The organism is Pseudomonas sp. S2_E02 (assembly GCF_054668355.1).
In genome coordinates this window covers 5747930-5768161 of the sequence record NZ_CP162761.1, presented here as the reverse complement: position 1 = coordinate 5768161, position 20232 = coordinate 5747930, and the positions used below count along the sequence as shown (strand labels likewise).

21 protein-coding genes are annotated in these 20232 nt (G+C 59.4%); 4 read left to right on the top strand and 17 right to left on the bottom strand.

Annotated features, from left to right (window positions below; translation table 11 throughout):
• Positions 1-37: 37 nt before the first annotated feature.
• The 7 genes from AB4O01_RS25765 to xerD all read right to left on the bottom strand — a co-directional run bounded on the left by AB4O01_RS25765 (position 38) and on the right by xerD (position 7298).
• A complete protein-coding gene (locus tag AB4O01_RS25765) occupies positions 38-319 on the bottom strand; it encodes a DUF3509 domain-containing protein (protein ID WP_093436783.1) in 282 nt (93 codons plus the stop codon).
• A 164-nt stretch (positions 320-483) separates the two neighbouring features.
• Positions 484-891: a response regulator gene (locus AB4O01_RS25760; protein ID WP_099758086.1), complete on the bottom strand. Its 408-nt coding sequence runs from the start codon at positions 889-891 to the stop codon at positions 484-486.
• Between the two features lie 117 nt (positions 892-1008).
• Positions 1009-2382, bottom strand: a complete 1374-nt coding sequence (locus AB4O01_RS25755) for a transporter substrate-binding domain-containing protein (RefSeq protein ID WP_320335728.1) — start codon at positions 2380-2382, stop codon at positions 1009-1011.
• A gap of 120 nt (positions 2383-2502) precedes the next feature.
• Entirely contained in the window at positions 2503-3912 is a 1410-nt protein-coding gene (thrC, locus tag AB4O01_RS25750) for a threonine synthase (RefSeq protein WP_093436796.1), read from the bottom strand.
• Positions 3913-3978: 66 nt separating this feature from the next.
• Positions 3979-5283, bottom strand: a complete 1305-nt coding sequence (locus tag AB4O01_RS25745; protein WP_093436800.1) for a homoserine dehydrogenase — start codon at positions 5281-5283, stop codon at positions 3979-3981.
• 130 nt (positions 5284-5413) lie between these two features.
• Positions 5414-6145, bottom strand: coding sequence for a bifunctional protein-disulfide isomerase/oxidoreductase DsbC (gene dsbC, locus AB4O01_RS25740; RefSeq protein ID WP_007908974.1), 732 nt, complete (start codon positions 6143-6145; stop codon positions 5414-5416).
• Positions 6146-6401: 256 nt separating this feature from the next.
• Complete coding sequence (gene xerD, locus AB4O01_RS25735) at positions 6402-7298, bottom strand: site-specific tyrosine recombinase XerD (RefSeq protein WP_093436805.1); 897 nt, start codon at positions 7296-7298, stop codon at positions 6402-6404.
• A gap of 107 nt (positions 7299-7405) precedes the next feature.
• Here xerD and AB4O01_RS25730 point away from each other — a divergent pair, with 107 nt between their 5' ends.
• Complete coding sequence (locus AB4O01_RS25730; protein WP_099758085.1) at positions 7406-9214, top strand: cation:proton antiporter; 1809 nt, start codon at positions 7406-7408, stop codon at positions 9212-9214.
• Positions 9215-9332: 118 nt separating this feature from the next.
• Here the strand turns inward: AB4O01_RS25730 and AB4O01_RS25725 are convergent, their stop codons facing one another.
• The 6 genes from AB4O01_RS25725 to ffh all read right to left on the bottom strand — a co-directional run bounded on the left by AB4O01_RS25725 (position 9333) and on the right by ffh (position 13470).
• On the bottom strand, positions 9333-9746 hold the full coding sequence (locus AB4O01_RS25725; protein WP_093436815.1) for an acyl-CoA thioesterase: 414 nt from the start codon (positions 9744-9746) through the stop codon (positions 9333-9335).
• 91 nt (positions 9747-9837) lie between these two features.
• A complete protein-coding gene (rplS, locus tag AB4O01_RS25720) occupies positions 9838-10188 on the bottom strand; it encodes a 50S ribosomal protein L19 (RefSeq protein WP_003175895.1) in 351 nt (116 codons plus the stop codon).
• 45 nt (positions 10189-10233) lie between these two features.
• On the bottom strand, positions 10234-10944 hold the full coding sequence (gene trmD / locus AB4O01_RS25715; protein ID WP_230669539.1) for a tRNA (guanosine(37)-N1)-methyltransferase TrmD: 711 nt from the start codon (positions 10942-10944) through the stop codon (positions 10234-10236).
• 44 nt (positions 10945-10988) lie between these two features.
• On the bottom strand, positions 10989-11525 hold the full coding sequence (rimM, locus tag AB4O01_RS25710; protein ID WP_093436819.1) for a ribosome maturation factor RimM: 537 nt from the start codon (positions 11523-11525) through the stop codon (positions 10989-10991).
• Positions 11526-11530: 5 nt separating this feature from the next.
• Positions 11531-11782: a 30S ribosomal protein S16 gene (rpsP, locus tag AB4O01_RS25705; protein WP_016986371.1), complete on the bottom strand. Its 252-nt coding sequence runs from the start codon at positions 11780-11782 to the stop codon at positions 11531-11533.
• Positions 11783-12093: 311 nt separating this feature from the next.
• Positions 12094-13470 (bottom strand): signal recognition particle protein, encoded by a 1377-nt coding sequence (gene ffh / locus AB4O01_RS25700; RefSeq protein WP_007908988.1) that lies wholly within the window; start codon positions 13468-13470, stop codon positions 12094-12096.
• Positions 13471-13680: 210 nt separating this feature from the next.
• On the opposite strand from ffh, the gene AB4O01_RS25695 reads away from it, so the two are divergent.
• The 3 genes from AB4O01_RS25695 to AB4O01_RS25685 all read left to right on the top strand — a co-directional run bounded on the left by AB4O01_RS25695 (position 13681) and on the right by AB4O01_RS25685 (position 17320).
• The gene (locus tag AB4O01_RS25695; RefSeq protein WP_034154823.1) at positions 13681-14493 is read left to right on the top strand and encodes a cytochrome C assembly family protein; all 813 of its coding nucleotides are present in this window, start codon (positions 13681-13683) and stop codon (positions 14491-14493) included.
• 12 nt (positions 14494-14505) lie between these two features.
• Positions 14506-15747 (top strand): transporter associated domain-containing protein, encoded by a 1242-nt coding sequence (locus AB4O01_RS25690; RefSeq protein ID WP_460089958.1) that lies wholly within the window; start codon positions 14506-14508, stop codon positions 15745-15747.
• 256 nt (positions 15748-16003) lie between these two features.
• Positions 16004-17320 (top strand): MFS transporter, encoded by a 1317-nt coding sequence (locus AB4O01_RS25685; protein ID WP_460089956.1) that lies wholly within the window; start codon positions 16004-16006, stop codon positions 17318-17320.
• A gap of 93 nt (positions 17321-17413) precedes the next feature.
• Here AB4O01_RS25685 and purT read toward each other — a convergent pair whose 3' ends face one another.
• From purT to AB4O01_RS25665, 4 genes are all read right to left on the bottom strand, one after another.
• On the bottom strand, positions 17414-18595 hold the full coding sequence (gene purT, locus AB4O01_RS25680) for a formate-dependent phosphoribosylglycinamide formyltransferase (RefSeq protein WP_003221968.1): 1182 nt from the start codon (positions 18593-18595) through the stop codon (positions 17414-17416).
• 100 nt (positions 18596-18695) lie between these two features.
• Positions 18696-19163: a VUT family protein gene (locus tag AB4O01_RS25675; RefSeq protein WP_016986366.1), complete on the bottom strand. Its 468-nt coding sequence runs from the start codon at positions 19161-19163 to the stop codon at positions 18696-18698.
• 321 nt (positions 19164-19484) lie between these two features.
• Positions 19485-19694 (bottom strand): DUF1289 domain-containing protein, encoded by a 210-nt coding sequence (locus tag AB4O01_RS25670; protein ID WP_093436849.1) that lies wholly within the window; start codon positions 19692-19694, stop codon positions 19485-19487.
• Positions 19691-20215, bottom strand: a complete 525-nt coding sequence (locus AB4O01_RS25665) for a gamma carbonic anhydrase family protein (protein WP_034154816.1) — start codon at positions 20213-20215, stop codon at positions 19691-19693. The genes AB4O01_RS25670 and AB4O01_RS25665 overlap by 4 nt, the downstream gene beginning before the upstream one ends.
• Between the last annotated feature and the right edge of the window lie 17 nt (positions 20216-20232).

Genomic DNA, 20232 nt, shown 5'->3' with positions numbered 1-20232 from the left:
GGGATGCAGGAAGGTTCCCACAAAAAATATTTCATCTTTACAGCGCCGCACGTTTATCCAGCGCGGCGTTGCGCAATGCCGCGATCACACAGGGTTCCAGCCTTCCCTCCGCAATCAGAACGTCGCGGTGCAAGCCGTCAACGACATCGGTCAACTGGCGCTTGTCAGTCAGTTGTGCCTGATTGAATTCGCGTTCCACCACAATGGCGCCGTGACTGTTCTTCAAGGTCACCAGGCATTCGCCATGGGAACCGTTTGGAGACAACGAAACCTGATACGGGCTCAGAGCCTCACCGAGCAATAGACTGATACTTTCCATCTCGATCTCCACTCAATAGTCCGAAAACTGTGTGCCTGGGGCGTGTTCACAATAAATGACCACCGGCCCGAGAAGAAAGTTCTGCATACCGATCGCTCCGCTCCTGGAGTCACCGGTCTGTCAGAGCATGCACGGCGAAGATGACAGAAAAATAACCGTCCCCGTCAAACCTGGAGAGTTGGCGAAGCGGCGCTCAGGTAACTGTCGAGCAAACCGCGCATCAGCACCGCCGACACCGGGGTTTGCAGGCGCCCCAGCAGCCGCAGGCGGTGTTCACACAGCAAAGGCTCTAGATCGTTCAGCAGGCTTGGCGCGACCGCCCCCAGCAGGATCAACGCACGCGCCTCATGCCGTGTCGCCAGATGATGAATCAGCGCCAGGCCATCGCCACCCTTGAGTTGCGGATCGCAAATGGCGATGTCGACCGCGCCGCGATGGCCCAGCGACGACAGCGCAGAGGCCAGCGACGGTGCCGTCAGCACGTCATAGATGCCAATGGCATTGAGCATTTGATGCAATGCCATCAGCTGGAACGGATTGGGTTCAAGTATCAGGACTTTAAGCGAGCGCATAAGCGACCTCTGGAGGCGACAATCGCGGACTCTCACCGCAGTTGTTGTCACTCTAGGGCAGCCGTCCTAAGCCTCCCATCGGAAAAGTAGTCGCGTCTTATAGGACATTTCCCATCTTCATTGCAGACATCGACACCCGCTCTCTGTACGACGCAGGGTGATGTCCGTCCAGCCCCCCAAAAGTCCACGCAGTTTGCCGTCGGCGCTGTAGAACGGCACTGTCCACTGATAGACCTCGCGGGGACCACTCTTGAATTGCAATCGGCGCTTGCTGAAGCGCGACTTGCGGGTACGCAACTGCACCAGGAACTCGTCGTGCAGCATCAGCGCCGTAGCCTGCGGCAGCGCGTCAACCTCGATCAGCAACTTCCCCAGCACCTGATCCAGTCGAATCGACAAGGCCTCCTCATAGCTGCGATTGCACATGATCAGCCGCCCTTGCAGATCACGGACGAACACCGGGTCGGGCATGGAGTCGATCAGCGCGTGCTGAAACGCCAGTTGATCACCCAGATCCTTTTCCGCCGCGCGACGCAGTTTGATCACGGCCGTCAGTCGCCGATTCCATATCAGGAAAAGCAGGCCAAACACGCCGAGTCCGCCCATGCCCCAGCAACCCCATTCGAGCATCTGCTGCCAGACCGACGGCACGGGCACCGGTGCAACCCCCTCCAGCCATTTCAGGCGGATCGCCCGTAACTCCGCCGCAGGAAAAGCCTCAAGGGCCTTGTTGAGAATACTCAAGAGCACTGGCATGCCTTTACGCACGGCCAGGTTATCCGCTTCCCATTTACCTTCGACCAGACCGCCCACCTTGAGCAACCCCAAAGGATACAGCTGAGCGCCGATTTCGTTCTCGATGGTGGCGTAAGCTTCACCGCTCTCGACCAGTGCTCGCGCCTCAGCGTAGGTCTTGACCGAGCGAATCTCGATCGACGGGAAGTCACGCCGGATCATGTCTTCCAGCGCATGCCGGGCCGGCAGCACCAACACCCGTTGACTCAATTGCTCAAAAGCCTCCAGCCGGGGCGCGTCAGCGCGGCCGACAAACACCCAGCCCGCACCACCAAATGCATGGCTGTAATCCAGAAACGCCTTGCGCTCCTCGCTCATGGCCAGGGTCGTACTGATATCCGCCGATCCGCTTTCCAGACGTTCGAGCATGTGATCGGTGGAAAACGACTCCTGATGCACAAAACGCAACCCGGTCATCGCCGTCACGCGCTTGAGTACATCATTATTCAAGCCGCTCCACTGCCCGTGCTCATCCTGGAACAGATACAACGGGTACTGCAACGACGTCACCTTCACCTCGGGGTTGTCTCGAATCCACTGACGCTCGTGCGCAGCCAGTTCGATGGGCTGGACCCTGGAAGTCGCGGCATCGTCATGCAGCGCCAGTTGCGCCGCCTCGCTGCTGCGCATCAAAGACAGTAATCCGAACAAGAACAGCCCACTCAGTGCCGGTTTCAAACCTCTATAAAACAGCATTGCCACTTCCTTCGTGATCGACTCACCCGTCCTTCGTGGGTGAAAACCCGCACAGTGTGGCAGCAGAAACAAAAAAGCCCGTCAGGAGACGGGCTTCAAAATGTGACAGCTTTTACCGGCTTAAAGCGGCTTGCCGCGGTTGCCATGCTGGCTGACAAAGGCTTGCACGGCTTTCAGCTCGTTTGGCAAAACGGTGCAACGCTCGTTTCGCTCAAACAAATCAGAAAGATGTGCAGGTAGCTCGAGCGCTTTTCCTACACCGGCTTTCTCTACCGCATCCGGGAATTTCACCGGATGTGCGGTGCCGAGAATCACCATCGGGATATCGAGGCTACGACGGCATTCGCGCGCGGCCTTGACGCCGATCGCGGTATGCGGATCCAGCACTTCACCGGTCTGCTCGTAAACTTCGGCGATGGTTTCGCAGGTTTGCGCGTCGTCCACGGCCAGCGAGTCGAACAGCTTGCGGGCTTCGGTCCAGCGTTCTTGCTCGACGCTGAAACCACCACCCTGCTTGAACGTGTCCATCAGACCGGCGATGGCCGCGCCGTTGCGACCGTGCAGGTCGAACAGCAGGCGTTCGAAGTTCGACGAGACCATGATGTCCATCGACGGCGACAGCGTGGCGTGCAGGGTTTCCTTGACGTACTGATTGCCGCTCATGAAGCGGTGCAGGATGTCGTTGCGGTTGGTGGCGACGATCAACTGGTTGATCGGCAGGCCCATGTTGCGCGCCAGGTAACCGGCGAAGATGTCGCCAAAGTTGCCGGTCGGCACCGAGAACGACACCGAACGCGCCGGACCGCCCAACTGCAGGGCCGCGTGGAAGTAGTAGACGATCTGGGCCATGATCCGCGCCCAGTTGATCGAGTTCACCGCCACCAGACGCGTGCCTTTGAGGAAGCTCTGGTCGGCGAAGCTCGCCTTGACCATTTCCTGGCAGTCATCGAAGTTGCCTTCGATGGCGATGTTGTGGATGTTCTCGCCGAAAATCGTGGTCATCTGGCGACGCTGCACTTCGGACACACGGTTGTGCGGGTGCAGAATGAAGATGTCGACGTTTTCGCAGTGCTTGCAGCCTTCGATGGCCGCCGAGCCGGTGTCACCCGAGGTGGCGCCGACGATGACCACGCGCTCACCGCGTTTTTCCAGCACGTAGTCGAGCAGACGACCGAGCAGTTGCAGAGCGAAGTCCTTGAACGCCAAAGTCGGGCCGTGGAACAACTCCAGCACCCATTCGTTGCCGTTCAACTGACGCAGCGGCGCCACGGCGCTGTGCGAGAACACACCGTAGGTTTCTTCAAGGATCTTTTTGAAATCGGCATCCGGAATGCTGCCGGTAACGAACGGACGCATCACCCGGAAGGCCAGCTCGTGATACGGCAGGCCGGCCCACGAAGCGATTTCTTCCTGAGTGAAACGTGGCAGGTTTTCCGGAACGTACAGACCGCCGTCGGTGGCGAGACCGGCCAGCAGGACGTCTTCGAAATTCAGGGCCGGTGCCTGGCCGCGGGTACTGATGTAACGCATGACTGACTCCAATGGAGAGTGTTCACGACACCCGCCCCGTGCACGGGACGGGTGCAGGACAACGACTTAGTTCAGGTGCTCGACGCGGATCCGGACAACCGGACCATTCACGCCGGCCAGGGCTTCGAGGGCGGCGATCGCATCGTTGATACGTTGCTCGACCACGCGGTGGGTCAGCAGGATCATCGGCACCAGACCGTCTTGCTCTTCAACTTCCTTCTGCATGATCGACTCGATGTTGATGCCGCGCTCCGAGAGGATGCTCGCCACCTGAGCCAGTACACCCGGATGGTCCTTGGCCTGGATGCGCAGGTAGTAGGCGCTTTCGCAGGCTTCGATCGGCAGGATCGGATGGGCCGACAGCGAATCCGGCTGGAATGCCAGGTGCGGTACGCGGTTTTCCGGGTCGGAAGTCATGGCGCGAACCACGTCGATCAGGTCGGCAATTACCGACGAGGCGGTTGGCTCCATGCCGGCGCCAGCGCCGTAGAACAGCGTCGAACCAGCCGCATCACCGTTGACCATCACCGCGTTCATCACGCCGTTGACGTTGGCGATCAGGCGATCGGCCGGGATCAGCGTCGGGTGCACGCGCAACTCGATGCCGGCGGCAGTGCTGCGCGCCACGCCGAGGTGCTTGATGCGGTAGCCCAGCGCTTCGGCGTAGTTGACGTCGGCGGTGGTCAGTTTGGTGATGCCTTCGGTGTAAGCCTTGTCGAATTGCAGCGGAATGCCGAACGCGATGGAGGCCAGAATCGTCAGTTTGTGCGCGGCGTCGATGCCTTCAACGTCGAAGGTCGGATCGACTTCGGCGTAACCCAGTGCCTGGGCTTCGGCCAGCACGTCTTCGAAGGTACGGCCCTTCTCGCGCATTTCGGTGAGGATGAAGTTACCGGTGCCGTTGATGATCCCGGCCACCCAGTTGATGCGGTTGGCGGACAAGCCTTCACGGATCGCCTTGATCACCGGAATGCCACCGGCCACGGCCGCTTCGAATGCGACGATTACGCCTTTCTCGCGAGCCTTGGCGAAAATTTCATTACCGTGAACGGCAATCAGAGCCTTGTTCGCGGTGACCACATGCTTGCCATTCTCGATGGCCTTGAGTACCAGCTCGCGGGCAACGGTGTAGCCGCCCATCAGCTCTATGACGATGTCGATCTCAGGGTTCGTGGCCACTTCGAAGACATCGTTGGTAATCGCAATACCGGTCGTCTGGAACTGAGGCTTTGGCGTGCGCATGGCAATTTGTGCCACTTCGATTCCACGCCCGGCACGACGAGCAATTTCCTCGGCGTTGCGCTGAAGTACGTTGAAGGTACCGCCACCGACGGTCCCTAACCCACAGATGCCTACTTTGACCGGATTCACTGTGAACTCCCCATAAAACGGCCGACGCGGGGTCGGCCGGAAAACAACCGCGTGCTCGCGGCTCTCTATTGATGGCCCGGCGATGCAGCTGCCGGACCATGATCGTCACGGCTGACCGTGACGATGCGAATCACTTCGCGCCCAGCGCCAGTTTGGCGACTTGTGGCGCAGGCTGGTAGCCCGGAATCACTTGTCCGTCAGCCAAAACGATGGCCGGTGTGCCGTTCACGCCGATCGACTGACCTAGGGCGAACTGCTTGGAAACCGGGTTATCGCACTTGGCGGCCTTGATCTCCTTGCCATCGACCATTTTGTCCATGGCGGCTTTCTTGTCTTTCGAGCACCACACGGCTTGCAGTTGCTCGTCACCCGGCGAGTTCAGACCCTGGCGCGGGAACGCAACGTAACGCACTTCGATGCCGCGCTTGTTCAGCTCCGGCACTTCGGCGTGCAGCTTGTGGCAGTACGGGCAGGTGGTGTCGGTGAACACGGTGATGTGCGACTTGGTTTCGCCCACGGCCGGGTAGACCACGGTTTCGGCCACCGGGATGGCATTGATCAGTTTGGAGATGCCCAGGCGTTCGGTCTTCTCGGTCAGGTTGACCGGTTTGCCGTCCTTGAGCTGGAACAGGTAACCCTGCACGATGTACTGGCCATCGGCGCTGGCGTAGAGCACGCGGCTGCCCTTGAGCTTGACTTCGTACATGCCCGGCAACGGGCTGGCGCTGATGCTTTCTACCGGAACCTCGAGTTCGAGTTTTTCCAGGCTTTGACGAATGGCTTTGTCGGCCGCGTCATCGGCGACGGCAAAGGTGCTGACCAACGCAATGGCTGCGGCGGCGAAAATCTGGGTCAGACGCATGAGAACTCCTGAAGGCGGACAAATGGAACGATCAGAACGCCCGTGCCGGAACACCGGGTCATAACCGTCCATCGTGCAAACCGGCAAAGCCTAACACATAAGGTCACGGTGGCCGAATGCGCCTGTCGCCATAGATTTTGAGAGCACTGGAGAACCTGTAGGAGTGAGCCTGCTCGCGATAGCGGTCCTTCATTCAGCACTGTGTTGTCAGGAATACCGCTATCGCGAGCAGGCTCACTCCTACAAGGATTGTTGCTCAGCCGCGCGGGTGGTGTTTGGCGTGCAGATCCTGCAATCGAGCGCGGGCGACGTGGGTGTAGATCTGTGTAGTAGAGAGGTCGCTGTGGCCGAGCAACATCTGCACCACGCGCAAATCCGCGCCATGGTTGAGCAAGTGTGTGGCAAACGCATGGCGCAAGGTGTGCGGCGACAGCGACTTGCCGATCCCGGCAACCTTGGCCTGGTGCTTGATCCGGTGCCAGAAGGTCTGGCGGGTCATCTGCTCGCCACGCTGACTGGGAAACAGCACATCGCTGGGGCGGCCACCGAGCAATTCGCTACGACCATCACGCATATAGCGCTCGACCCAGACGATCGCCTCTTCGCCCATGGGCACCAGCCGTTCCTTGCTGCCCTTGCCCATCACCCGCAACACACCTTGACGCAGGTTGACCTGTTCCAGCGTCAGGCTGACCAGTTCTGTCACGCGCAAACCACAGGCATACAACACTTCGAGCATGGCGCGGTCTCGCTGACCGATGGCTTCGCTCAGGTCCGGCGCTTTGAGCAACGCCTCGACGTCGGCTTCCGACAGCGATTTGGGTAATGGCCTACCGAGTTGCGGCATGTCGACGCGCAATGTCGGGTCGACGCTGATCATCTTTTCCCGCAGCAAATAGCGATAAAAGCCACGCACCCCGGAAAGAAATCTGGCAGTGGAGCGCGGTTTGTAGTTCTGCTCCAGACGCCAGGCCAAGTGATCAAGGATCAGCTCACGGCCGGCATTGATCAGTTCCAGGTTTTTCTCCTGCAACCAGCCATTGAACAGCGCCAGATCACTGCGATAAGCGCCACGGGTGTTATCGGACAGGCCTTTCTCCAGCCATAAAGCGTCGAGGAATTGATCAATCAGTGGATGGTCGATGGCAGGCATGGGCGCTCAAGTCACACAGCCTCAAGACTGTGCGCAAATGTAGAGTGAACTGTAGGAATGGGCGCTAGTCTTTCATAGCCCGCTAATTCAAGGAACAGGGAGCATCAATGAACGAGCAGCAAATACTCTTGGCATTTGGCGGGATCGGCGCGGCCGCGCTGGGTTGCCAATGGCTGGCCTGGCGCCTGAAGTTGCCGGCGATTCTGTTTCTGTTGCTGACGGGGATTCTGGTCGGCCCGGTGCTGGGCTGGCTTGATCCACAGGAGATGTTCGGGCCGCTGCTGATGCCGCTGGTGTCGCTGGCGGTCGCGCTGATTCTGTTTGAGGGCAGCTTGACCCTGCACCTTTCGGAGTGGAAGGAGATCGGCAGCGTCGTCCATCGTCTGGTGACCATTGGCGCGATCTCGACCTGGATCGTCATCGCGGTCGCCACGCATTTTCTGCTCGGCTTCGACTGGATGCTGGCCATCCTGTTCGGCAGCCTGACACTGGTCACCGGCCCGACCGTCATCGTGCCGATGCTGCGCGTGGTGCGGCCGAAAGCCTCGATCGCCAACATTCTGCGCTGGGAGGGCATTGTCATCGACCCGATCGGCGCTCTCCTCGCCGTGGTGGTTTACAGCTTCATCATTGCCAGCGCTGAAGGTCATGGCCTCAAGCAGAGCCTGTTCACCTTTGGCGGGGTGATTCTCTGCGGCGCGGTGTTCGGCATTGTCGGTGGCTGGCTGCTCGGCACCGTGATCCGCCGGCAATGGCTGCCGGAGTATCTGCATAACCTCGCCTCGCTGGCGGCGGTGCTGGGGATTTTCATTGCCGCCAACGAAGTGATGCATGAATCCGGCCTGCTGGCGGTAACGCTGATGGGCATGTGGCTGGCGAACATGAAAGGTGTGGATGTACGGCACATCCTGCACTTCAAGGAAAACCTCAGTGTGCTGCTGATTTCCGGGCTGTTCATCCTGTTGGCGGCGCGCCTGGATTTGTACGCGCTGATCGGACTGGGGCCGCTGGTGCTGATTCTGCTGTTGGTGATTCAACTGATCGCTCGACCGCTGAACGTTCTGCTCAGCACGGCCGGTTCCAGCCTGAGTTGGCGTGAGCGCGCGTTGCTGTGCTGGATTGCGCCGCGCGGGATCGTTGCAGCGGCGGTGTCGGCGATTTTCGCGATTCGCCTGCATGAGGCCGGGCACGAGGGAGCATTGCTGCTGGTGCCGCTGACGTTTGCGGTGATCATCGGCACTGTGGTCCTGCAAAGTGCGACTGCGCGGCCACTGGCCCGACTGCTCAAGGTCGCGGAGCCGGCGCCGAGCGGATTTCTGATCGTCGGCGCCAACAGCCCCGCGCGCGATTTGGCCAAGTCGTTGCAGCAACTGGGCAGTCGCGTGCTGCTGACCGATTCGAGCTGGGAAAATATTCGTGCGGCGCGCATGGAAGGATTACCGACTTACTTCGGCAATCCGGCCTCGCAACATGCCGATGCGCATCTGGATCTGGTCGGACTGGGGCATTTGCTGGCGCTGTCGCCGTCGGGTGAACTCAATACCCTGGCGGCGATGCGCTTTCGGCATGATTTCGGCCATCAGCGCCTGTTCGGTCTGGCCAGCGGCCATGAAAGCCGCCGCAGTGACAAGCACCGCGCCAGCCTTGAACATCGTGGCAATCAGTTGGGCAGCGAGGCGTTTACTTACGCGAAACTCGCCAGCCAGATGGGTCAGGGTGCGGAGTTATACAGCACGACGCTGACGGATGGTTTTGGCTGGGAGGATTACCGGGCGCTGCATGGTAATCGTGCGACCTTGCTGTTTATGCGCGATGACAGCGGGTGGGTGCATGTGGTGACGCCGGAGACTGCTTTGAAACCAGGATCCGGGTGGACGCTGCTGGCGTTGATTCAGCCTGAGGCCAGCGGCGCCTGAGCTGACGCCTTCGCGAGCAAACTCGCTCCCACAGGGTTCGTGTCGAACATAAAAACTGTGAACGACACACTTCCTGTGGGAGCGAGCTTGCTCGCGAAAGGCTCGACTCTAATCTGGATCAGGCAGCAAACCCGGGCAGCACCGGCACCGGCCGCTTGTCATCATCAATAGCAACAAAACTGAACTGCCCATGAATCGCCTTCTCGCGGCCATCACAGCTCATGCTCTCGACAAACACTTCCACCTCGACCTTGAGGCTGGTATTGCCGACCTTGATCACCTTCCCGACCAGCTCGACGATGGAACCGGCCGGGATCGCGTGGTTGAAGTCGATACGGTCAGTCGACACGGTCACCAGCGGCAAGCGGCAGAAACGCGTGGCGGTGATGAACGACACTTCGTCCATCCATGCCAGCGCTGTGCCGCCGAACAGGGTGTTGTGGTGGTTGGTGGTCGGCGGGAAGACGGCTTTGGTTACGCGAGTTACCGAGAGTTCGGTACGGCGCTGGATTTCCTGGTCGCGGGGAGTCATGGTTCTGGCCTGAAACGAAAGTACGGTGAATAAATTGCAGGCAACAAAAAAGCAGCCCGTAGGCTGCTTTTTTCTGCATCGGAAGCTGGGCTTAAGCCAGTTTTTCCTTGATGCGAGCTGCTTTACCCGACAGGTCGCGCAGGTAGTACAGCTTGGCTTTACGTACGTCACCGCGACGTTTAACAGCCATGCTGTCGATCTGCGGGGAGTAGGTCTGGAAAGTACGTTCTACGCCAACACCGTTGGAGATTTTACGAACGGTGAACGCACTGTTCACGCCGCGGTTACGCTTGGCGATTACAACGCCTTCGAACGCTTGCAGACGGGAACGATCGCCTTCCTTCACTTTCACCTGAACGACAATAGTGTCGCCTGGGGCGAAGGTAGGGATTTCTTTGGTCATCTGCTCTGCTTCGAGTGCAAGGATGATTTTGTTGGTCATGCTGTGCTCCTAAGGTAAATCGTTCGATCTACCATCGATACGTTGTTAACTATCGTCCCGCTCGCGGATGTATTCCTCGAGCAGCTTCTTCTCTTCTCCAGAAAGCGAGCGGCTTTCCAGAAGATCGGCGCGTCGTTCAAAGGTCCTACCAAGGGACTGCTGTAAACGCCAACGCCGGATATGCGCGTGATTGCCACTCAGCAACACGTCGGGAACACGCTGATCCGCATACACCTCAGGTCGGGTGTAGTGCGGGCAATCCAGCAGACCATCCGTAAAGGAATCTTCCTCAGCGGAATCCGCATGCCCTAAAGCTCCAGGCAGCAGTCGTGTAACCGCATCGATCAGGACCATGGCCGGCAGCTCGCCGCCAGACAGTACATAGTCGCCAATCGACCACTCTTCATCGACATGAGCCTCAATAAAGCGCTCGTCAATGCCTTCATAGCGGCCGGCAATCAGGATCAATGCATCCGATTGTGCCAGCTCGCGTACCGCCGACTGAGTCAGTTGACGGCCTTGGGGGGACAGGTAAATCACCTTCGCCGCCTCCCCGGCTGCTGCCTTGGCCTGAACCAGAGCATCTTCCAGGGGCTTGATCTTCATCACCATGCCCGGACCACCGCCAAACGGGCGATCGTCCACAGTGTGATGCCGATCCGTCGTGTAATCTCGCGGATTCCAACAGGTCAGCTGCAAGAGCCCCTGTTTGACCGCACGACTGGTGATGCCGTAGTCGCCGATGGCGGAAAACATCTCGGGAAACAAACTGATCACTTCTACGCGCAAATTAGCCACGTTTAGAAGTCCGCGTCCCAATCCACCTTCATCTCGCCCGCGGCCAGGTCGACAGCCAACACGCATTGCTCCGTATAGGGCAACAGGCGTTCGCGATCATCCAGGCTGCCAGCGCAAGGCTTGACGACCATTACATCATTGGCGCCGGTTTCCAGAAGATGATCGATTTTCCCGAGCAATTGCCCAAGGGTGTCGATGACCTTCAGACCTTCCAGCTGGTACCAGTAGTACTCGCCTTCGGTCAATTCAGCGAACAGATTGCGCGGCACGCAGATCTCATAACCGGCCAGAAGACGAGCTTCTTCACGATCATCAAGACCCTTGAGCTTTGCGACCAGAAACTTGTCGTTCCCGCGTCCACTGACCAGCTCGACCTGTTTCACATTGCCTTCGCGCTTGAGCGTCCAGGTTTTGTACTGCAACAGGTTTTCAGTCGGATCAGTAAAGGAATAAACCTTCACTTCGCCGCGAACGCCATGAACAGAATAAATTTTGCCAATAACGATCAAATCATCGGCAACAGCAGGCGTCGCGTTCATATTGCTCAGGCCGCAGCCTTGGCAGATTCCTTCAACAACTGAGCAACGCGCTCAGAAGGTTGTGCACCAACGCTCAGCCAGTAGGCTACGCGCTCTTGGTTCACGGACAGACGGGTTTCCTGACCACGTGCAACAGGGTTGAAGAAACCAACCTGTTCTTTGTGGGAGCCGTCACGCGGGTTACGCGAGTCGGTTACGGTCAGGTGGTAAAACGGGCGCTTTTTGGAGCCGCCAAGGGCAAGACGGATTGTTAGCATGTGAACATCGTTCCTGTAGTCGGTGCTGCAAATCTAAATGCACAGCGGGCATGGGTGCCCGAAAGGCCGCATATTCTAAGGAATATCCGGACTTTTGCAAATGACTTTTTCCGGCGCCTATGGCATGCCGTGCAGATCTGCATATAGAGCCGTCGATGAAAACGGCCAGTCAGCTCCCGCCGAGTGCGGGTTTGCTGTCGATCCCGCATCCTTGCGGGGCCTGCGCCGGTGCGACGACCGGCGAGATTCCAGTATCCCGTCTCACCCATTTCACTCACTTTTGGCGAGTGAAATGGATGAGACGGGACACCTTACATTTTTGGCATGCCGCCGCCGGGCAACATTCCGCCCATGCCACGCATCATTTTCGCCATACCGCCCTTGGCGGAGAATTTCTTCATCATCTTCTGCATCTGCTTGTGTTGCTTGATCAAGCGACCGATGTCCTGCACCTGGGTGCCGGAACCCATGGCGATCCGACGCTTGCGCGAACCGCTGATCAGCTCAGGGTCGCGGCGCTCGGCCGGGGTCATGGAGTTGATGATGGCTTCCATCTGCTTGAACTGCTTCTCTGCGGCGTTCTGGGCATTGCCCATTTGCGACAGGTTGACGCCGCCGATGCTCGGCAGTTTGTCCATGAGCCCGCCGAGGCCACCCATGTTCTTCATTTGTTGCAGCTGATCGCGGAAGTCTTCTAGGTCGAAGCCCTTGCCCTTCTTCAGCTTCTTGGCCAGTTTGTCGGCCTTGTCCTTGTCGAGCGTCGCTTCAGCCTGTTCGATCAGGCTGAGCACGTCGCCCATGCCGAGAATCCGCGAGGCGATACGCTCAGGATGGAACGGATCGAGCGCTTCGCTCTTCTCGCCCATACCGATGAACTTGATCGGCTTGCCGGTGATGGCGCGTACCGAGAGGGCGGCACCGCCACGGGCGTCGCCGTCGACCTTGGTCAGGATCACACCGGTCAGCGGCAGTGCATCACCGAAGGCCTTGGCCGTGTTGGCCGCATCCTGACCGGTCATGGCGTCAACCACGAACAGGGTTTCGACCGGGTTGATCGCGGCGTGCAACGCCTTGATCTCACCCATCATCTCTTCGTCGATGTGCAGACGACCGGCGGTATCGACGATGACCACGTCGATGAATTTCAGTTTTGCTTCTTTAATAGCTGCGGTGGCGATGTCGACCGGCTTCTGGCTCAGGTCGGACGGGAAGAACGTCACGCCGATGTCGTTGGCCAGGGTTTCCAGCTGCTTGATCGCCGCAGGACGGTAGACGTCCGCCGACACGACCATGACCGACTTCTTCTTGCGCTCTTTAAGGAAGCGCGCCAGTTTGCCAGCGGTGGTGGTTTTACCCGCACCTTGCAAACCGGCCATCAGAATCACGGCGGGCGGCACAGCGCTCAGGTTCAGATCTTCGTTGGCCGCGCCCATCAGGCTTTCGAGTTCGGCCTGGACGATCTTCACGAACGCCTGGCCCGGCGTCAGGCTGCGCGACACCTCGGTGCCGACAGCGCGCTCCTTGACCGAATTGACGAAGTCCTTGACCACCGGCAGGGCGACGTCGGCTTCGAGCAACGCCATGCGCACTTCACGCAGGGTGTCTTTGATGTTGTCCTCGGTCAGCTTCGCCTTGCCGGTGACATGGCGCAGCGTCTGCGAGAGACGGTCGGTTAAGTTTTCAAACATTGCGCGATCCTTTCAGGCCCTGTGTAGACCGGGGTAATGGCGGCCCAGACCGGAATCAACATGTGCTCGGCGAGCCTGCGGCGTGGGCAGGTCGCGGATTATAGCGAAGACTGCGGCTGGCGGACACCTCGCTGTCAGCTTCCTGAGTCTTTCGTGCCATGGCGGTTCTATGCCAAACTCAGCCCCTTTCGGGCCTGCCTAACAGGATTTATGCTCCCCTTGTCACCCAGTTTATTGACCACTCTCGCCGCCGCCCTTCTATATGCCGCTGCGACCCTTTATCAGAGCACTCGCCTGGCCACTGGTGCCAAGGCGAACAAACGCCTGCTGGTTAGCCTCGGCGCTCTCGCCGTGGTGGCCCACGCTGCCAGTCTGCTCACGCACCTACTGACCCCGATCGGTCTGGGCCTGGACTTCTTCAGCGCCTCGAGCCTGATTGCCGCGGCAGTGATCGCGCTGACACTGATTGCCTGCTCGCGAATCCCGGTGGAAAACCTGCTGGTGCTGCTATTTCCGCTGGGCGCGATCACCGTGCTGCTGGCGCAGTTCGCGCCGACCGGCACCGTGCAGATCATCGACGAAGAGCCGGGCATCCTCGCGCACATTCTGTTGTCGATCCTCGCCTACGGCATGTTCACCATCGCCGTGTTCCAGGCCTTGTTGCTGCTGGTGCAAGACCACCAGCTCAAACACAAGCACCCGTCCGGGCTGATCAAGAATTTCCCGCCGCTGCAAACCATGGAAAGCCTGCTGTTCGGTTTCCTCTGGGCCGGCTGGACACTGCTGTCGCTGTCGCTGATTTCCGGCTGGCTGTTCGTCGAGAACCTGTTCGCCCAGCATCTGGTGCACAAGACCCTGCTGGCCTGCCTGGCCTGGATCGTCTTCAGCGTGTTGTTGTGGGGCCGCAATCGTCTCGGCTGGCGCGGTCACAAGGCGATTCGCTGGACCCTCGCCGGTTTCTGCCTGCTGATGTTGGCGTATTTCGGCAGCAAACTGGTTCGTGAATACATCCTGCACATCTGACGGGCGGCATAAATGGACGGTTTGCCCCTAGGGCCGATGCTCGCGGTATTTGTCCTGCTGATTTTATGGTCGGGGCTGTTTACCGCCGTCGAAATCGCGCAGCAGCACCTGCTCGCGCAACGCATCGCCTCGCGCGCCAACGATAAGCCGCTGGCGAAGCTGAGCTTCCCGCTCGACAGCCTTATTCTCTGCAACACCCTGTGCCGCGCTCTCGCGGTCGTCATCGCGACACTGCTGGCGATTTTCCTCTGCGAAGAAAACGGCCCATGGGCTGCGTGCCTCGGTGCCGGGGCAATCCTGCTGGTGTTCGCCGATTACTTCCCACGTACCGTCGCTCAGCGTTACCCCGATGCGGTGCTGGCGTTCGGCAATAGCTTGCTGGCGGTGCCGCTGAAGATTGTTTATCCGTTTGCCTGGCTGTTCAGCCGTATCAGCGGTTTGCTGATGAGTCCGTTTGCGCGCAAGGTTCAGGTCGTGCAGCAAAGCGAAGATGACTCTCCCGTCGATCGCTACGACGATCCAGAGCATCCAGTGCGCGCGTACCCGGTCTCAGGCATTCATGCGCTGGACAATATTACGGTCAACGACATTCTGGTGCCGCGCAGTGACGTCGACGGCATCAACCTCGATGACTCGATCGAAGAAATCATCGAACAACTGCGGCATAACAAGCGCACACGCCTGCCGGTGTTCCATAGCGACATCAATCAGGTTGAAGCGGTGCTCAACACCCGGCAGATCCGGCACCTGCTGAACAACGGCGATCTGTCGCGCGAAGCACTGCTGGCCGCCAGTTACGAACCGTACTTCGTGCCGGAAAGCACGCCGCTGCAACTGCAACTGCTGAACTTCCACAAGCAGCAGCGGCGCCTCGGCATGGTCGTGGATGAGTACGGCGAAGTGCTCGGCATCGTCACGCTGGAAGACATTCTCGAAGAAATCGTCGGCGAGTTTGAAAGTGAGCACAGTCTGGATAATCCGCATATTCATCCGCAGGGCGATGGCCGCATGGTCATTGACGGTGCCGCGTCGATCCGCGAGTTGAACAAGTGCCTGGGTTGGCATTTGCCGAGCGATGGGCCGAAAACGCTGAATGGGCTGGTGACTGAAGCATTGGAGACGATTCCGGAAAGTGCCGTTTGCTTGAAGATCGGGCGTTATCGGCTGGAGATTCTTGAGACTGAAGAGAACCGGGTTAGCAAAGTGCTGATTTGGCATACCTCTTCTGTGCCTGCTTTGGTGCCTGCCCGATAAAAATCAAAAGATCGGGCCGCGTTCGGACGATCTTTTGCTCTTGTTTGATTGTTAGCCTCCTTCCTATAATCGAAACGCTTATCCAAGCCCCCGCCAAACCTTGTGCTTACCCCGCACCCAACAGGTTTCGGCCATTTCTGTTGTACTCCGGCGACTGTTCCTACCTGAAACAGCGACCGCGCCTCATCCCACATCCCTGGGTGCTCGACCATAATAATTCGCTCCAATGGAGCTCATGACTGTCAGGGATCACCGCATGACGACCAGTACCGCTTACAGCGCCACCGCGCCTGCCCAGCCGACCAACTCCGCCACCCGCGTGGCCACGGCAAGTTTTATCGGCACGGCCATCGAGTTCTACGACTTCTATGTTTACGCCACCGCCGCCGCTTTGGTGATCGGGCCGGTGTTCTTTCCACAGACCTCTGGCACCGCGCAGATGCTGTCGGCGTTCCTGACCTTCGGCATTGCCTTCCTCGCTCGACCGCTGGGTTCGGCGCTGTTCGGCCACTTCGGTGACCGTATCGGGCGCAAGTCGACGCTGGTGGCCTCGCTGCTGTTGATGGGCGTGTGTACGACGCTGATTGGCGTACTGCCGGGCTACGCCACCATCGGCGCATGGGCGCCGATTCTGCTGTGCGTGCTGCGTTTCGGCCAAGGGTTGGGATTGGGTGGCGAATGGGGCGGTGCCGCCCTGCTCGCCACGGAAAACGCGCCGAAGGGCAAACGTGCGTGGTTCGGCATGTTCCCGCAGCTCGGGCCTTCGATTGGTTTTCTCGCAGCAAACGGGCTGTTCCTGACCCTGGCCATGACTCTCACTGACGAGCAGTTCCGCAGTTGGGGCTGGCGGATTCCGTTTCTGCTCAGCGCAGCGCTGGTGATGGTCGGCCTGTATGTACGCCTGAAACTCCATGAAACCCCGGTGTTCGCCAACGCCATCGCTCGCCAGGAGCGGGTGAAAATACCGCTGGTCGAGCTGTTCAGTCAGCACTGGGCGCCGACATTGCTGGGCGCGGCGGCGATGGTGGTCTGTTATGCGCTGTTCTATATCTCGACGGTGTTCTCCCTGAGTTACGGGGTTTCCACACTTGGCTATAGCCGCGAAACCTTCCTCGGGCTGCTGTGTTTTGCCGTGCTGTTCATGGCTGCCGCGACACCTTTGTCAGCCTGGGCCAGCGACCGTTACGGGCGCAAACCGGTGCTGATCATCGGTGGCGTGCTGGCGATTCTTTCCGGGTTCCTGATGGAGCCGTTGCTGACTCAGGGTTCGACCTGGGGCGTGGCGCTGTTTCTGTGCATCGAGCTGTTTTTGATGGGGGTGACATTCGCACCGATGGGCGCGCTGTTGCCTGAACTGTTCCCGACCCACGTGCGTTATACCGGCGCTTCGGCGGCGTATAACCTGGGCGGCATTGTCGGGGCCTCGGCGGCGCCGTTCTTTGCGCAGAAACTGGTGGCGATGGGGGGATTGGGTTATGTCGGCGGGTATGTGTCGGGGGCGGCGGTGCTGAGTTTGATTGCGGTGTTGTGTTTGAAGGAAACCCGCAATAACGACCTGAATCAGGTTGCCTGACAGAAGATCAAAAGCTTCGCGAGCAGGCTCGCTCCCACATTGGAATGCATTTCCCTGTGGGAGCGAGCCTGCTCGCGAATGTCGCGACGCGGTTTAAAGCTCGACCACAACAGCCTGAGCAGCACGGGTCGCCTTGGCACGAGCAGCCTCGATCGACTCATCCCGCGCCAGCGCCACGCCCATGCGGCGCTGGCCATTCACTTCCGGCTTACCAAACAGACGCAACGCCGTATCCGGCTCGCTCAGAGCAGCGCCGAGGTTGGCGAATGCGGTCTGCGTCGACTGCCCTTCCACCAGAATCACCGCCGAAGCCGACGGCCCGAACTGACGGATCAGCGGCACCGGCAGGCCTAGAATTGCCCGAGCGTGCAGCGCGAACTGCGACAAATCCTGCGAAATCAAGGTCACCAGGCCGGTGTCATGCGGACGCGGCGAGACTTCGCTGAACCACACCTGATCACCTTTGATAAACAGCTCAACGCCAAACAGACCACGGCCACCCAGCGCTTCAGTTACCGCTTTGGCAACGCGCTCGGACTCAGCCAGGGCAATCGGACTCATGGCTTGCGGCTGCCAGGATTCCTGATAGTCGCCCTTCTCCTGACGGTGACCGACCGGCGCGCAGAACGTGGTGCCGCCGATGTGGCGCACGGTCAGCAGGGTGATCTCGTAATCGAAATCGATGAAACCTTCGATGATCACCCGGCCTTTGCCGGCGCGACCACCCTCTTGCGCGTAATCCCATGCCTTCTGCACGTCATCAGCGCTACGCAGCAGGCTCTGGCCTTTGCCCGACGAACTCATGACTGGTTTGACGACGCATGGGAAGCCCAGGTCCTGAACGGCTTTGCTGTAGTCCTCGAAGGTGTCGGCAAAATGGTACGGCGAGGTCGGCAGATCCAGCTCTTCAGCAGCCAGACGACGGATGCCTTCGCGGTTCATGGTCAGTTGCGCAGCGCGTGCGGTCGGGATCACGGTGAAGCCTTCGGCTTCCAGTTCGACCAGCGTGGCGGTGGCGATCGCTTCGATTTCCGGCACGATGAAGTGCGGTTTCTCGGCTTCGATCACGGCACGCAGGGCAGCGCCGTCGAGCATATTGATCACGTGACTGCGATGGGCAACCTGCATGGCTGGCGCATTGGCGTAGCGATCGACGGCAATCACTTCAACGCCCAGGCGTTGCAGCTCGATCACCACTTCCTTGCCCAACTCACCACAGCCACACAGCAATACGCGGGTCGCGGTTGGCGACAATGGAGTTCCGATACGGGTCATCTCAGGTCCTCAAAGAAGCGGATCATCGAGGAAAGCAACGCCAGACGCGCTTTCCATGGGGAGAAAGCGCGGCATTTTACATGAACCTGAGGCTTTGGCTTCAGCCGGCGACGGCCTGTTTACGCTCGCGCCAGGCCATGATCAGCCAGACGGCAGTGACGCCAGCGAATTTAGAAGCCAGAGCGGTGATGATCACCGGCGGCGTCAACAGGTCGATCATGCCGAAGAAGATGAAGGTATCGAGCGGAATACTCAGCGCCGAACTGATCCACAAGCGGTCGCGCAGCGGCCGTTTGGTGATGCTGAACACCAGCCAGTCGATGCACTCGGAGACCGCGAACGCCGTGGCACTGGCCAGAGCAATGGAAGGATCGGAGGTGACATAAGACAGCACCAGCGCCGCCAGCATCGCGACGATCGCGCCGTGGCCAAAGCGGGTTTGCACCATATCGCGCAGCACGAAGACCAAGCCGCCCCAGGCCGACCAGATGATGTCCAGGTGTGGCGCGGTGGAGAAGGCGAAGTTGATCAGCACAACGCTGCTGATGTAGGCGATGAGGAAAATCATGGAGGTGACCTGTCAGATTGGCGCACAGATTACTGGACCGGCAGATCAAGAGCTACCCCCTCACCCCAGCCCTCTCCCCCAAGGGGGCGAGGGGGAAAGGGAGCAGATCTTCGTTGAATCGACTCCCGAGTTCGACTCGATAACGCAGTTCGGTGCAGCTCGAACAATCCCGTTCCTTCAGGCGAGGGGAAAGGGAGCCGATCGGGGGCTTTTCAAACCTGAGCTCGACTCAATCGTTCAGGTCGGCGTATAGCGAAAGACACCTCGGTCAGTCCCCTCTCCCCCTGGGAGAGGGTTAGGGTGAGGGCACCCTCAAGCCGATCACGATTTCGAAGGGATCATCCACACCAACCCACTCGCCTTCGCCCGCTCATGACACAACCCCAGCACCACGCGGCGCTCGTCGTTGGTCATACGGCCCCAGCGGGTGATCTCCGCGACCGTACGCTGGCAGCCAGTACAAATGTCATCCTCATCCAGCGCACAAATATTCACGCACGGCGAGGCGACCGGTCTTTCGGCTGTGTTCATTCTTCCTGCTCAACCAGATCGCGGGCATAGCGCTGCGAGTTATGCACATAGTGGGCGGCGCTGGCTTCGAGCATCTTCTTCTGCGGCTCGGTCAGTTCGCGCACGACTTTGCCCGGCGAGCCCATCACCAGCGAACCATCCGGAATTTCCTTGCCTTCGCCAATCAGCGAGTTGGCGCCAATGATGCAGTTTTTGCCGATCTTCGCGCCGTTGAGAATCACCGCGTTGATGCCGATCAGGCTGTAATCGCCGACGGTGCAGCCGTGGAGCATGGCGTTGTGGCCGATGGTCACGCCGGTACCGATGGTCAGCGGAAAGCCCATGTCGGTGTGCATCACCGTGCCGTCCTGGACGTTGCTGTTCTTGCCGATCAGGATCAGTTCGTTGTCGCCGCGCAGCACGGCGTTGAACCAGACGTTGGCGCCCTCTTCGAGTTTGACCTTGCCCACCAGTACGGCATTGGGGGCAACCCAGCTTTGTGGATGGGTCTCGACACGGGCGTCGCCCAAGCGGTATTTCATCTTGTTTTCCTCAGGGC